The sequence below is a fragment of the Acidimicrobiales bacterium genome, assembly GCA_016716005.1.
Taxonomy (GTDB): Bacteria; Actinomycetota; Acidimicrobiia; order Acidimicrobiales; family JADJXE01; genus JADJXE01.
In genome coordinates this window covers 3,525,021-3,538,900 of record JADJXE010000001.1, presented here as the reverse complement: position 1 = coordinate 3,538,900, position 13,880 = coordinate 3,525,021, and the positions used below count along the sequence as shown (strand labels likewise).

Genomic DNA, 13,880 nt, shown 5'->3' with positions numbered 1-13,880 from the left:
GCTCTCCCTAGAGGGGCAGGTCGCCGGTGGCCGTGGCCGTGGACCCGTGGTCCTTCCAGGCCGCGATGGTGCGCTGGGCGATGCGCATCTGGTGGATCTCGTCGGCACCGTCCGCGAACCGGGCCCAGCGCGCCTGCTTCAGCATGTCGGCCAGGGGCGTGTCGGTCGAGTAGCCGAGCGCGCCGTGCACCTGGATCGCTCGGTCGATGATCCGCCACAGGCTGTTGGCCACGAAGTGCTTGGCCATCGAGACCTCGGAGGTGAAGTCGAGCTTGTTCTCGATCTTGTAGGCCGCGTGCAGCACCATCAGCTTGCACTGGTAGAGCTCCATCGCCGAGTCGGCGATCAGCCACTGGATGCCCTGCTTCTCGGCCAGCAGCGAGCCGTGGCTGAACCGGTTCAGGGAGCGGTCGACCATCATGTCGAGGGCGGTCTCCGCCTGGCCGATCCAGCGCATGCAGTGGGCCAGCCGGGCGGGTCCGAGGCGGTACTGCCCGAGCAGGTGCCCCTGGCCCCGGCCGCCCAGCATGTTCGCCGCCGGCACCCGCAGGTCCTCGAGGAGGATCTCGCAGTGGTTGTGCCCTCCCGACATGGTCTCCACGTCACGGACGACGTTCCAGCCCTCGCTCGGCAGGTCGACGAGGAACGCCGAGTTCGCTGCCTGCGGGAGGTCGGGGTCCTCCTCGGTGCGGGCGATCAGGATCGCGAACTGCGCGCCGCGCGCCCCCGAGATGAACCACTTGTGGCCGTTGACCACCCACTCGTCGCCGTCGGGGTAGGCGAAGGTCCGGATGAGGGTCGGGTCGGAGCCGGCGACCTCGGGCTCGGTCATGGCGAAGCACGACCGAGCCGTGCCGTCGCAGAGCGGGCGGAGGTAGCGCTCTTTCTGCTCGGGCGTCCCCCAGTGCAGGATCGTGTGCTGGTTCCCCTCGTCGGGCGCCTGGGCGTTGAGCACGAACGGGCCGATGCGGGTCCTGGCCGCCTCCGCCGACACCGCCGCCATGGCCGTGGGCCCGAGGCCGAGGCCGCCCCACTCGGGCGGCATGTGCGGCAGCCAGAGGTTCCGGTCCTTGGCCTGCTGGCGCAGGTCGACGATGGCGCGGATCCAGGCGCCGCGGTCCCACGACTCGGCGTCCGCCTGCTTCTCCGCGGGGCGCACGGCCGAGTCCATGAAGTCGCGGACCTCGAGGCGGATCTCTTCGACGTCGGGCGGGAAGGTGAAGTCGATCACGGCTCGGGAGTCTGCCAGAGGACGTCGCGCTCGGCCCGGGAAGGCCGCTGGTTGGGGAGAGCTGCACCCACGGCGGCACACTGGAGCGGTGAACAACGCCGTCCGCGACGTGCTGGAGGTCGCGATCCTCGTCGCCATCGGCGGCATGCTCTGGCAGGTGGCGGTCCGGCTGCGCCGCGGCGAGATCGCCGTGGTCCGCTGCGCGGCGTGCGGCCGGCCGACGTCGCGGGCGTACCCGCGCTGCAAGCACTGCGGCGCGGCGCGGCCCGAGGACGCCTGATCGTGGGCGGGCCGCTCCCCGCGCCCGACGCGCCACTCCCCCAGGGAGAGGAGAAGGTCCGCGCGGTCCGGGCCATGTTCGACGCCATCGCCCCCCGCTACGACCTCGTCAACCGGGTGATGACGTTCGGGATGGACGTGGGGTGGCGGCGCCGGTCGGTGGCGGCGCTGGGCCTCGCGCCGGGGTCGAGGGTGGTCGACCTGGCCTCGGGGACGGGTGACTTCTGCGTGGAGCTGGCCAGGAGCGGGCTGCGGCCCGTGAGCGTCGACCTCTCGGCGGGGATGCTGGGAGCCGACCGCAGCGGCGCCCCCCGGGTGCAGGCCGACATCCTGCGCCTCCCGCTCCCCGACGGTTCCGTCGACGGGGCGACGTGCGGGTTCGCCCTCCGGAACCTGGTGGCGCTGGGGCCCTTCTTCGCCGAGCTCCACCGGGTGGTGCGGCCGGGCGGGCGGATCGCGCTGCTCGACGTGAGCCGGCCCCGGCAGCCCCTCGTGCGCTGGGGGCACGGCGTGTACTTCGGGAAGGTGGTGCCGAGGATCGGCGGGTGGCTCTCCGACCCGGCCGCGTACCGGTACCTGCCCCGCTCCGTCGCCTACCTGCCCGCACCGGCCGAGCTGGTCCGCCTGCTCGGCGCGGCCGGGTTCGCCGACGCCGAGCGACGTCCGCTGTCAGGGGGGATCGTGCAGCTCCTCGTGGGCACGCGGAGCCACCGGTGACCGGCCAGCTCGCCACCAGGCGGCTCCCCGTGGGCCTGGTCGCGGTCACGCGCCGCCTCGACCGCGACGTCGACCTGCTCGCGGTGGCCGGCGAGCACGGCCCGCTGCTCGAGCAGGAGGGCATGGGCCTGGCCGGCCAGGGCGAGGTGGCCCGCCTCTCGCTGGCCGGTGTCACCGAGGCGCTGGCGGCGCTGCCCACCGACGACGAGGTCCGCGTGCCCGGCACCGGCCCGGTGGCGTTCGCCGCCATCCCGTTCGACCCGCGCTCGCCGGCCGAGGCCGTCGTCCCCCGGGTGGTGGTGGGCCGCAGCCCCGAGGGCACGCGGTGGGTCACCACGATCGGCCCCGCCGGCGGCGAGCCACCCACCCTGGGCGCCGTCGACGACGTCGCGCCGCCCGAGCCGAGCGCCTTCCGCGTGGCCGCCGGCCGCCCGCCCGCGGAGTGGTGCCGGGCCGTGGCCACGGCCCGCGATCGGATCCGGGCCGGGTCCCTCGACAAGGTGGTGCTGGCCCGCGAGGTGCTCGTCGACGCCGACCGGCCCTTCGCCCGCGCTGCCGTGCTCGGCCGGTTGCGCCGCACGTTCCCGTCGTGTCTCACCTACGCCGTCGGCGGCTTCGTGGGAGCGAGTCCCGAGCTGCTCGTGGCCCGCGCCGGCGATGTGGTGCGCTCCCACCCGCTGGCGGGCACGGCCCCCCGCAGCGGGGACCCGACCACCGACGCCCGCCTGGCGGCCGGCCTGCTGGCGTCGGTGAAGGACGGCCTCGAGCACCGGATCACCATCGATGCGGTGCTCGACGCCCTGCTCCCGTTCTGCTCGTTCGTCGACGCCGAGGCCGAGCCGTCCGTGGTGGCGGTCGCCAACGTCCAGCACCTCGGCACCCTGGTCGAGGGGCGGCTCTCGCACCCGCTCTCGTCCGCGCTCGAGCTGGTCGCGGCGCTCCATCCGACGCCGGCCGTGGGCGGCCACCCGCGACCCGAGGCGCTGGCGCTGATCGCCGAGCTCGAGGGCGTCGACCGGGGCCGGTTCGCGGGCGCCGTCGGGTGGGTGGACGGGGCCGGCAACGGCCGGTTCGCGGTGGCGATCCGGTGTGCCGAACTCGAGGGGACGCGGGCACGGCTGTTCGCCGGGGTGGGCGTCGTGGCCGACTCGGATCCCGACGCCGAGCTGGCCGAGACCCGCGCCAAGCTCCAGGCGATGCTCCCCGCCCTCGTGCGCCCGTAGGCACCCCGCACCATCGCCGGCCCCTGGGCACGGACCGCCGGGGAGCGCCGGGCGGGTGGGGTCAGCGCCCGCCGAGCGCCGCCCCCACCGCCGCGTGCAGCCGGTCGTGCACGGCCACGTTGTCGGCGCGATCGGTGCGCACCCGCACCAGGCGCACGCTGCCCGCCCCGATGGCGTCGGCGACCGCGGGTCCGACGTCGGCGGCCCTGTCGACCGTCACCGACGCCACCCCGTGGGCGGCCGCCACCAGGCAGGGATCGACGCCGTGGGGCGTCCCGAACAGCCGCTCGAACCGATCGGGCGGCACCGCCGTGGCCTGGGGCAGGAACGAGAAGATCCCGCCGCCGTCGTTGTCGACCACCACCAGCGCGAGGTCGATGCCGCGCGACACGGCTCCGAGGAGACCGTTGGCGTCGTGGAGGAACGCGACGTCGCCGACCAGCGCCAGCGTGGGCGCAGGCCCGGCCAGGGCGACGCCGACGGCGGTGGAGGTGACGCCGTCGATCCCGTTGGCACCCCGGTTGGCCACGACGCGCAGGTCGGGGTGGGGACGGCCGTACCACTCGACGTCGCGCACCGGCATCGACGACGACACCACCAGGGTCGCCCCACCGGGCAGCACGTCCACCACGGCGCGCGCGCACGCGGGCTCGGTGGCCTCGGCGTGGTGCCCCATCGCGGCGTCGAGGGCCTCCTGGGCGAGGCGCTCGGCCCGCGACCAGCGGGCCGGCCACGGCGTGCCGGCCGCTCCCTCCACCCGGCCGGCCAGCGCCCGGCACACCGCCCCGGGATCCGCCCGCACCACCAGCGCTGCGGTGCGCTCGGGGTCCCACCACCGCCCGTCCGCCGAGATCGCCACCTGGCGGGCACCCGAGGCGGCGAGCCACTGGGCCAGCACCTTCGAGGCGGGCGGCGCTCCCAGCCGCAGGACCACGTCCGGCCGGTGGTCGGCGGCGAACGGCTCGTGGCGGAGCAGGGCGTCGAACGCCGCGACCGTGCTCGGCCCGGGCACCCGGCAGCCCGAACGCGGGTCGGCCAGCACGGGCCAGCCGGCGGCGGAGGCCAGGGCGTGGACCGCGACGGGCTCGCCCGCACCGGCCCCGGCCACGATCACGCCGCGCACCCCGTCGACGGTCGCGGCGACCGCGTCGAGCAGGGCGGGATCGACGGCCGCCTCCACCACGCGCTCGTGCCACGGCCGCCCCGCGGGGCGGCCTTCGGGGAGCGGGCCGGGCTCACCCACGAGGGGGTCGCAGAACGGCAGGTTCAGGTGGACCGGGCCCGCCGGCGGGCCGCAGGCCTCCGCCACCGCCCGTGCCGCCATCGAGCGCCACGCACCCGACGCCGCGGCGACGGGTACCCCCGGGTCGGCGAACCACCGGACCGCTCGGCCGAACAGGTGCACCTGGTCGACCGTCTGGGGCCCGCCGACGTCGTGCAGCTCGGGTGGCCGGTCGGCGGTGCAGGCCAGCATCGGCACGCCGGCCTGGTCGGCCTCGACCACGGCCGGGTGCAGCTCGACGGCGGCGGTGCCGCTGGTGGTGAGCACCACCGCCGGCCGGCCCGAGGCCGCGCCCAACCCGACCGCGACGAAGGCGGCCGAGCGCTCGTCGTGGTGCACGTGGAGCCGCAGACGCCCATCGGCGGCCAGCGCCAGGGCCAGCGGCGTGGACCGCGAGCCCGGCGAGACGACGGCCTCGGTGACGCCGGCGCGCAACCACTCGTCGACGAGGGTGGCGCAGAAGGTGGCGGCCGCGGTCGTGCCCATCGGGCGTCCATGCAACCATGCCTCTCCGGTGGACCTGCACTCCGAGCGATCAGGCACGGGCCCGAGGCTGGTCCTCGCCCATGGCTTCACCCAGAACCGGCGCTGCTGGGGAGCGCTCGCCGACGAGCTGACCACCGACCACGAGGTGATCCGCGTCGACCTCCCCGGCCACGGCCGGTCGGGCGTGACGGCGGCCGACCTCCCCACCACCGCCGCGCTCCTGGGCGAGGCGGGTGGACCCGCGACGTACCTCGGCTACTCGCTCGGCGGCCGGGTGGCCCTGCACCTCGCCCTGGCCCGACCCGACCTGGTCCGGGGGCTGGTGCTGATCGGCGCCACCGCCGGCATCGACGATCCGGCCGAGCGGGCCGCCCGCCGGCGGGCCGACGCGGCCCTGGCCGACGAGCTGGAGCGGACCGGGCTCGACGCCTTCCTCCAGCGGTGGCTCGCGGGCCCGCTCTTCGAGACCCTGCCTCCGGACGCCGCCTTCGTCGAGGCCCGCCGCGAGAGCTCGGCCGAGGGGCTGGCCTCGAGCCTCCGGCTGGCCGGCGCCGGCCGCCAGGAACCCCTCTGGGAGCGCCTCGCGAGCCTGCGGATGCCGGTGCTGGTGCTCGCCGGCGCGCTCGACGACCGCTTCTGCGCCCTCGGCCGGCGGCTGGCCTCGGCCATCGGCACCAACGCCACGTTCGCAGCCGTGCCCGGGGCCGGGCATGCCGCGCACCTCGAGCGGCCGGCCGAGGTCCTGGCCCTCGTGCGGCCCTGGCTCCGGATGACGGAGCGAGGCCCTACGGGTTGAGGTAGATGAACCCGTAGCCCTCGTCGCGGAACGGCACGCCCGCCCGGCGCAGCGCCACGTCCCAGTCCCCGGTGACACCGGGGTCGGTGAGCTCCATGCCGTGGTCGGCGACGAGGAAGAACGCGGTGTCGCCGAAGGTGCCCTCGGCGTCCATCACATCGAGGATGTCGCCGATGCGCCCGTCGGTGTCGCGGATGGACGCCTCGGCGATCTCCGAGTGCGGGCCGCCCTCGTGGAAGGCGGTGTCGGTGAGCGTGAAGTTGACCCACAGGAACCGGGGTCGCGGGTAGGCGACGTCGAGGTAGGAGCCCCGCCACAGCCCTGCGGCCTGCTGCACCGCGTTGTGGTCGACCCGGCTGTACCAGGCGTAGTCCTTGAAGGGCCGCACGAACCGCTCGGTCGCGTGGGGCAGGTCGTCGGGAGAGCGGGGGAAGTCGCTGCGCACGCCGCGCCGGAGCAGGTCGAAGGTGGAGAAGTCGGCGCCGTGGTCGGCCGGCTCGTTCACCGAGGCGGTGAAGGCACCGGGCTCGGCCCGCCTGGCCGCCAGGTGCAGCGAGTCGGTGCCCGGCGCGAGCAGGCTCATCGCGGTCGCCCAGGTGGTCGGCGAGTTGGTGACGACCTGCTCACGGCGGTCCCGATCCCACCACGCGTTGTGGAGGATGCCGTGGTGGCCGGGGTGGAGGCCGGTGATGATCGACGTGTGGTTCGCCAGGGTCACGGTGGGCAACGACGAGACCGCGCCGTGCTCGAAGGTGGTGCCGAGGGCCATCAGGCGGGCGATGCTCGGCGCCTCGCCCCGGTCGGCCATGGCGTACAGCACGTTGGGGTTGCAGCCGTCGAGCAGGAAGCCCACGACGTGACGCGGGCGATCACCGTCGAGCAGGTCGGTGAGCGGATCGCCGTCCTGGCGGGCCAGCACGGCGTCGGGGCGCTCGGCGCCGTTGAGGCCGGTGCCCGGCCCCGGGCGGGCCCCGAGCAGCACCGCGACCGTCGCCGTCACGTCGACCAACCGGGCCGAGCGGGGCACCCGGCCGAGCGGGCGCACGCCGGCCCCGGCGATCACGAACGGCGCCCGGGCCTGGATCGCCCCCATCGAGCCGTGCTCGCCCAGGTGCCCGCCCTGGTCGGCCCAGTTGTGGGCGGCGGTGTGCAGCACGCACAGGTCGGGGGCGTGCGGTGCGTCGAACAGCTGGGCGACCTGCTCGTAGGCATGCGGGTAGGCGTTGCCGGTGCGATGGGGGTGCAGGTTGGAGCGCTCGGCCTCGAGGCCGGCGAAGCGGTCGGTGGCCTGGTCGGCCAGCGGGTTGCGGCCCTCGACCGACTCGACCTCGAAGCCCCAACCGGCACCCTGCGGCGTGCAGCGGAACCGGGCGTGCCCGTCGACGGCGTGGGCCTCGTAGCCGCCGTCTCGCCGCTCGACGACCAGCTCGACGATGGGCTCGAGATCGGGGTCGAGGAGCACGTCGAGGGCCTGGCGGCGGGCGGTCTCGGCAGAGGTCTGGGCCATGCGCCCGAGGCTACGGGGCGACACGGCCGACCGCTCACCGGCCCCCGACCGTTTGCCCACCCTTCACCGGTGCTGCACCCACCCCGCACCTTCTCGGTCCCGATCGTCCCGCTTCCCGGGCGATCTCGGACGCGGGACCGCCGGTGGGGCGGGCTCACGCCGACAGCCACACGCCCAGGGCCAGGGCGAGCCCGAACACCAGCTGCACCCGGCCGGTGGCCGCCAGCACGGGCACCAGCTGCGGGCCCCGGGCGCCCCCCAGCACCCGCACCACCGGCCGCTGGGCCAGCGGCACGGCGACGAACGCCAGCGCCGCCAGGGGCCGCAGGAACAGGGCGAAGAACGGCACCAGCACGAACGGGAGCACGAGCAGGGCGACGTACAGGACCCGGGTGCGCTGGTCGCCGAGCCGCACGGCCAGGGTGCGCTTCCCCGACCGGGCGTCGGTCGGGATGTCGCGGAGGTTGTTCACCACCAGCAGCGCGGTGGCGAGCAGGCCCACCGGCACCGACGCGTAGACGGCCAGCCCGGTGAGGCGCTCGACCTGCACGTAGGCCGAGCCCGCGGTGGCGACCAGGCCGAAGAACACGAACACGAAGGCCTCGCCCAGGCCCGCGTAGCCGTACGGTCGGGGGCCGCCCGTGTAGAGCCAACCGGCGGCGATGGCCAGCGCGCCGACGACGAGCAGCTCCCACCCCACGGCGGCCGCCAGAGCCAGCCCGGCCAGGGCCGCGACCCCGAAGGCGGCCAGCGCGGCCCGCTTCACGGCCGCCGGCGAGGCCAGGCCCGACGCGACCAGGCGCACCGGCCCCACCCGGCCCTCGTCGGTGCCCCGCACGCCGTCGCTGTAGTCGTTGGCGTAGTTGGTGGCGACCTGCAGGGCGAGGGCCACGACCAGCGCGGCGCCGGCCCGCCAGGCGATCACGTCGGCCACGCCGCGGGCGCAGGCCGTGCCGACGGCCACCGGCACGACGGCGGCGGGGAGCGTGCGGGGACGGCACCCGGCCACCCAGCGGTTCACGGCGCGGCGCGGGGGGACGTCCAGGGGGCCATGTGGTCTCCCAGGATGCTCGCACCGGCCCGGCCGGGCGAATCCCGTCGCTACGGTGACCCTCATGCCCCAGCTCGTGGCGCTCGCCCTGCCCGGCGGACCGGCGTTCGTCGCCGCCCTGCAGGACGTCTGGGACGCCGGCGACGCCGCCTTCCCCCTCGACCTCCGCCTCCCGCCGGCCGAGCGCGAGCGGGTCCTGGCGGCGGTTCGACCCTCGGTGGTCGTCGACGAGCACGGCGAGCGCCACCGTCGGTCGGGGGGCGGCGCCGTCGAACCCGGCGACGCCCTGGTGGTGGCCACCAGCGGCAGCACCGGCGAGCCCAAGGGAGTGGTCCTCACCCACGACGCGGTCGCCTCGTCGGCCCGAGCCACATCGGCGAGGCTCGCGGTCGACCCGTCGCGCGACCACTGGCTGGCCTGCCTGCCGCTCGCGCACGTCGGCGGGCTCTCCGTGGTGACCCGCGCCCTGCTCACGGGCACGCCGGTGACGGTGCTCCCCGGCTTCGAGCCCGGCGCGGTCGAGGAGGCGGCCCGCCGTGGAGCCACCCTCGTGTCACTGGTGGCGACCGCGCTGCGACGAGCCGACACGTCGGCGTACCGCGTGGTGGTGGTGGGGGGCGCCGCGCCGCCCGCGCCCCTCCCGGCGAACGCGGTCGCCACCTACGGCATGACCGAGACCGGCAGCGGGGTCGTCTACGACGGGGAGCCCCTGCCCGGTGTCGACGTGCGGATCCGGGCCGGCCACATCCACCTGCGGGGCCCCATGCTGCTGCGCTGCTACCGCGACGGCACCGACCCCAGGGACGCGGCGGGCTGGCTTCCCACCGGCGACGAGGGCGAACTGGGCTCCGACGGCCGGCTCGTCGTCCACGGCCGCCGGGGCGAGCTGATCGTGACCGGAGGCGAGAAGGTGTGGCCCGCGCCGGTCGAGGCCGTGGTCGAGGCGCTCGCCGGGGTGGCCGAGGCCGCGGTGGCCCCCCGACCCGACCCCGAGTGGGGGCAGCGCGTGGTGGTGTTCGTCGTGCCCGCCGACCCGGCGCGCCTCCCCACCCTCGCCGAGGTGCGGGCCGCGGTGAAGGAGCGGCTGGCACCCTACGCGGCGCCGAGGGAGCTCGTGCTCGTCGAACGGCTGCCGCGCACGACCCTGGGCAAGGTGCGGCGCAGCCAGCTGCCCGGGGTGGTGGCCCCCGGCCGATAGCGTGCGCGCGTCGACGAGCACGGGGGGTGCAGACGGTGGGCCGACTCGAGGGCAAGGTCGCCGTGATCACGGGTGGCGCGTCGGGGATCGGTCGCGAGATCGCCAGGCGCTTCGTGGCCGAAGGGGCACGCGTGACGCTCGGCGACCTCGACGTCCGGCTCCTCGGTGAGGCGGCCCGCGAGCTGGGCCCGGCCTGCACGACCCTGGAGGCCAACGTCACCGTCGAGGACGACGTCGAGCGGTTGGTGGCGGCCGCGATCGACGCCTTCGGCCGCCTCGACGTGGGCGTCAACTGCGCCGGGCTCTCCACCTTCGGCCCGATCGCCGAGCTGAGCGAGGGAGACTGGAACCTCACCGTCGACGTCTGCCTCACGGGCGTGTTCCTGTCGGTCAAGCACGAGGCCCGGCGCCTCCTGGCCCAGGGCGAGGGCGGCTCGATCATCAACATCGCCTCGCTGAACGCGGTGCAGCCGGCCGAGGGGATGTCGGCGTACTGCGCGTCCAAAGCGGGCATCGACATGCTCACGCGCTGCGCTGCGCTGGAGCTGGGCCCCCACGGCATCCGCGTGAACGCCATCGGGCCGGGCCTGATCGACACCCCCCTCACGCAGTTCCAGCGCGATCTCCCCGGGATCCGCGCCGGGTACCTCGAGAACATCCCGCTCGGCCGGGTCGGCACGACCCAGGACGTGGCCTCGGCCGCGCTGTTCCTCGCCTCGGAGGAGTCATCGTGGGTGACGGGCGACCTCCTGCTCGTCGACGGAGGCGCCCGCACCAAGCGCTATCCCGAGATGTTCCGGCTCATCGCCGAGGGCCTCGCCGACCTGGAGCAGCAGGATCTGGGCACCTAGCCCCGATCCCCCCGATCCCCCCGATTGCCACGTTTCGCGCTCGCCGGGCGCGTAGGTTCACGGTCGGTGGCACGGGCCCGCTTCGGCGCCTCTTACTGGAAGCTGTGGGCCGCCAGCGGCGTGTCGAACGTGGGCGACGGCGTCGTCGCCACCGCGTTCCCGCTGCTGGCGGCGTCGCTGTCGCGCGACCCGATGCTGGTGGGCGGGGTGGCCATGGCGGCGTCGCTCCCGTGGCTGCTGTTCGCCCTGGTCAGCGGTGCCGTGGTCGACCGGCTCGATCGGCGCACGGTGCTCTGGGCGACCAACCTGAGTCGGGCCGCCGTGATCGGCGGCCTCGGCCTGGCCGTGTGGGCCGACGTGAGCACCCTCCCGCTGGTCTACGCCGCCGCGTTCGTGCTCGGCGTGGGCGAGACGCTGGCGGACAGCGCCGCCCAGACGCTGCTCCCCTCGGTGGTGCGGCCCGAGCGGCTCGAGGCCGCCAACGGGCGCCTGTTCGCCGTCGAGGAGGTGGCCAACGTGTTCGTCGGCCCTCCGCTCGGAGGCGCCCTCTTCGCCGTGGTCGCGGCCGCTCCGTTCTTCGCCGACGCGGCGTCCTTCCTGATCGCGGCGCTGCTCGTGCTCACGGTCCGCGGCCGCTTCCGCCCCGAGCGCCAGACCCGCGCCACGGCCGGCTTCCGGGGCGAGATCCGCGAGGGGGTCCGGTGGCTGTGGGACCACCGGCTGCTCCGCACCCTGGCGCTGATGCTGGGGACGATCAACCTGGTGGTGTTCGCCGGCATGGCCGTGTTCGTGCTCTACGCCCAGGACGTGCTGGGCGTGACCGACGTCGGATACGGCTTCGTCCTCGCCTCGGCCGCGGTGGGCAGCGTGATCGGCAGCCTGCTGACCACCAGGATCACGGCCGCGCTCGGCCCCGGCCGCGCCATCCTCACCGTGATCGGCGTCCTGGCCCTCACCCAGCTCGCGATCGGCCTCACCTCGTCCACCGCGGTGGTCGTGGCCGCCATGGCGGCATCGGGGATGTGCGCGGTGATCTGGAACGTGATCACGGTGTCGCTGCGCCAGACGATCGTGCCCGATCGGCTGCTCGGCCGGGTGAACAGCGTCTACCGCTTCCTCGGCTGGGGAAGCCTGCCGGTGGGCGCCCTGGTCGGCGGGGCATTGGCGACCCTGTTCGGGATCCGCGCCCCCTTCCTGGCCGGATCGGGCGTGCTGCTCGTCATGATCCTGCTGGTCTGGCCGGTGATCAGCACCCGCACCATCGAGCGGGCCAAGCGCCGTGCGGCGCGAGCCGCCCACGACGACCCCGACCCCGACCCCGTCGAGGCCGGCCGACCGGAGGCCGCAGCGCCCACCACCCCGGGCGAGGCGCCGGACCACGTGATCTCGCTGGTGGACCCGCCGCCACCGCTGCGATCGGGTGAGCCCGCTCGGCCCTCCTGAGGGCTACCCGGTGGTGGGGCGCACCCCGGCTCCGCCGTCGACGACGATCGTCTCACCGGTGATCCACGACGAGGCGTCGCTGGCCAGGAACAGGGCCACGTTGGCGATGTCGTCCGGCGTGCCGAGCCGCCGCAGCGGGAACGCGCCGGCGATGCGCTCCTCGTCGGGCTCCCAGAGCGCCCGGGCGAAGTCGGTCTTGACGAGGCCGGGGGCGATGGCGTTGACCCGCACGCCGGGTGCCAGCTCCATGGCGAGCTGGCGGGTGAGGTGCACCAGGGCCGCCTTGGTGAGGTTGTAGACGCCGAGGCCGTGCTCCACCCGCAACCCACCGACGGAGGAGATGTTGAGCACGACCCCACCGTGCTCGCGCATCCGCTGCGACCACGCCTCCTGCGTCCACGCGAGGGGGCCGCGCAGGTTGACCTGGAAGGTCTTGTCGTACCGGGCCAGGTCGACGCCGATGGTGGGCCCGAGGTACGGGTTGGTGGCGGCGTTGTTCACGAGCACGTCGAGCGCACCGAAGCGCTCGATCGTGGCCGCCACCGCCCCGGCCGCAGCCTCGGGATCGCCGGCGTTGGCCACGAACGTGGCCGTCTCGCCGGCCATCGTCGCGGCAGCACGTTCGAGCGCGTCGAGCTTCCTCGACGAGAGCATCACCTTCGCGCCCGCCGCCGAGAACGAGGCCGCGATGGCCTGCCCGATCCCCTTCGACGCGCCGGTGACCAGCGCGACCTTCCCGTCGAGTCGCAGCTCCATGGAGGCGAAGCCTACGGTGCGCGGGGTGGGGACACGGTCGACGAGAGGGGGGCCCATGACCGATGCCACGCACCGCACGGTGGAGACCAACGGCATCCGCATGCACGCGGCCGAGCAGGGCGACGGGCCCCTCGTGCTGCTGTGCCACGGGTTCCCCGAGCTCTGGTACTCGTGGCGGCACCAGCTCCCGGCGCTGGCCGCGGCCGGCTACCACGCGGTGGCTCCCGACCTGCGGGGCTACGGGCGCACCGACGCCCCCGACCCTGTCGACGCTTACACGATCCTGCACCTCGTGGGCGACCTGGTCGGCCTGCTCGACGCCTGCGATGAGCGCACGGCGGTGGTGGTGGGCCACGACTGGGGGGCCCCGCTGGCGTGGACGGCCGCCATGCTCCGCCCCGACCGGTTCCGCGCCGTCGTCGGCATGAGCGTGCCGTGGACACCCCGCTCGCCGATGCGACCCACCGACCTCATGCGCGCCGTCTACCCGGACTCGTTCTTCTACATCCTCTACTTCCAGGAGCCGGGGGTCGCCGAGGCCGAGCTCGACCCTGCCGCCGGCTCGGTGCAGCGAGGCTTCCTCTACACCGCCTCGGGCGACGTTCCCCCCGAGCGGCTCCACACCGGGTCCCGCCCACCCGACGACGGGCTGCTCCCGGGGCTCGTGCAGCCCGACACCCTGCCCGGCTGGCTCACCGAGGACGACCTCGCCGTCTACACCGCCGAGTTCGAGCGAACCGGCTTCCGAGGCGGCCTGAACTGGTACCGCAACCTCGACCGCAACTGGGAGCTCACCGCGCCCTGGGCCGACGCTCGCATCCACCAGCCCGCGCTGTTCATCGGGGGCACCCGCGACGGGGTCCTGCTCATGATGCCCGGCGCGGTCGAGGCCCTGGTCGACACCGTGCCCGGCCTGCGGGACTCGGTGCTGCTGGAGGGTTGCGGGCACTGGACCCAGCAGGAACGGCCGGCGGAGGTGAACGAGGCGCTGCTGGCGTTCCTGGCCGGGCTGCCGCGCGACGCCACCCGTGGCTGGGCCTGAGCCGGGAGCAGCGGGGGG

Annotated in this window: 13 protein-coding genes; 8 read left to right on the top strand and 5 right to left on the bottom strand. The window is 75.2% G+C overall.

From position 1 onward, the window contains the following. Nucleotides 1-7 precede the first annotated feature (7 nt). A complete protein-coding gene (locus IPM45_17165) occupies nt 8-1,369 on the bottom strand; it encodes an acyl-CoA dehydrogenase family protein (protein ID MBK9181259.1) in 1,362 nt (453 codons plus the stop codon). On the opposite strand from IPM45_17165, the gene IPM45_17160 reads away from it, so the two are divergent. From IPM45_17160 to IPM45_17150, 3 genes are all read left to right on the top strand, one after another. Then, nucleotides 1,320-1,511 (top strand): hypothetical protein, encoded by a 192-nt coding sequence (locus IPM45_17160; protein ID MBK9181258.1) that lies wholly within the window; start codon nt 1,320-1,322, stop codon nt 1,509-1,511. The genes IPM45_17165 and IPM45_17160 overlap by 50 nt on opposite strands. Before the next feature lie 74 nt (nt 1,512-1,585). Continuing rightward, nucleotides 1,586-2,227 carry a ubiquinone/menaquinone biosynthesis methyltransferase gene (locus tag IPM45_17155; protein MBK9181257.1) on the top strand — a complete coding sequence of 214 codons (642 nt, stop codon included), beginning with the start codon at nt 1,586-1,588 and terminating at the stop codon, nt 2,225-2,227. Beyond that, nucleotides 2,224-3,450 (top strand): isochorismate synthase, encoded by a 1,227-nt coding sequence (locus tag IPM45_17150; protein ID MBK9181256.1) that lies wholly within the window; start codon nt 2,224-2,226, stop codon nt 3,448-3,450. The genes IPM45_17155 and IPM45_17150 overlap by 4 nt, the downstream gene beginning before the upstream one ends. A gap of 61 nt (nt 3,451-3,511) precedes the next feature. Here IPM45_17150 and menD read toward each other — a convergent pair whose 3' ends face one another. Further along, entirely contained in the window at nt 3,512-5,218 is a 1,707-nt protein-coding gene (gene menD, locus IPM45_17145) for a 2-succinyl-5-enolpyruvyl-6-hydroxy-3-cyclohexene-1-carboxylic-acid synthase (GenBank protein MBK9181255.1), read from the bottom strand. Between the two features lie 28 nt (nt 5,219-5,246). Here menD and IPM45_17140 point away from each other — a divergent pair, with 28 nt between their 5' ends. Next, complete coding sequence (locus tag IPM45_17140) at nt 5,247-6,014, top strand: alpha/beta fold hydrolase (protein ID MBK9181254.1); 768 nt, start codon at nt 5,247-5,249, stop codon at nt 6,012-6,014. Here IPM45_17140 and IPM45_17135 read toward each other — a convergent pair. Both IPM45_17135 and IPM45_17130 read right to left on the bottom strand, forming a co-directional pair. Beyond that, a complete protein-coding gene (locus IPM45_17135) occupies nt 6,004-7,521 on the bottom strand; it encodes an alkaline phosphatase family protein (protein MBK9181253.1) in 1,518 nt (505 codons plus the stop codon). The genes IPM45_17140 and IPM45_17135 overlap by 11 nt on opposite strands. A gap of 154 nt (nt 7,522-7,675) precedes the next feature. After that, complete coding sequence (locus IPM45_17130) at nt 7,676-8,638, bottom strand: 1,4-dihydroxy-2-naphthoate polyprenyltransferase (GenBank protein MBK9181252.1); 963 nt, start codon at nt 8,636-8,638, stop codon at nt 7,676-7,678. Here IPM45_17130 and IPM45_17125 point away from each other — a divergent pair. From IPM45_17125 to IPM45_17115, 3 genes are all read left to right on the top strand, one after another. Next, nucleotides 8,637-9,770, top strand: a complete 1,134-nt coding sequence (locus IPM45_17125) for an AMP-binding protein (GenBank protein ID MBK9181251.1) — start codon at nt 8,637-8,639, stop codon at nt 9,768-9,770. The two genes, IPM45_17130 and IPM45_17125, sit on opposite strands and share 2 nt — an antisense overlap. Next, nucleotides 9,767-10,621: an SDR family oxidoreductase gene (locus IPM45_17120; protein MBK9181250.1), complete on the top strand. Its 855-nt coding sequence runs from the start codon at nt 9,767-9,769 to the stop codon at nt 10,619-10,621. The genes IPM45_17125 and IPM45_17120 overlap by 4 nt, the downstream gene beginning before the upstream one ends. A 66-nt stretch (nt 10,622-10,687) precedes the next feature. Then, the gene (locus IPM45_17115; protein ID MBK9181249.1) at nt 10,688-12,064 is read left to right on the top strand and encodes an MFS transporter; all 1,377 of its coding nucleotides are present in this window, start codon (nt 10,688-10,690) and stop codon (nt 12,062-12,064) included. 3 nt (nt 12,065-12,067) lie between these two features. Here the strand turns inward: IPM45_17115 and IPM45_17110 are convergent, their stop codons facing one another. Further along, a complete protein-coding gene (locus tag IPM45_17110) occupies nt 12,068-12,820 on the bottom strand; it encodes an SDR family oxidoreductase (GenBank protein MBK9181248.1) in 753 nt (250 codons plus the stop codon). Between the two features lie 55 nt (nt 12,821-12,875). Here IPM45_17110 and IPM45_17105 point away from each other — a divergent pair, with 55 nt between their 5' ends. After that, entirely contained in the window at nt 12,876-13,862 is a 987-nt protein-coding gene (locus IPM45_17105) for an alpha/beta hydrolase (GenBank protein ID MBK9181247.1), read from the top strand. The last annotated feature ends 18 nt before the right edge of the window (nt 13,863-13,880 follow it).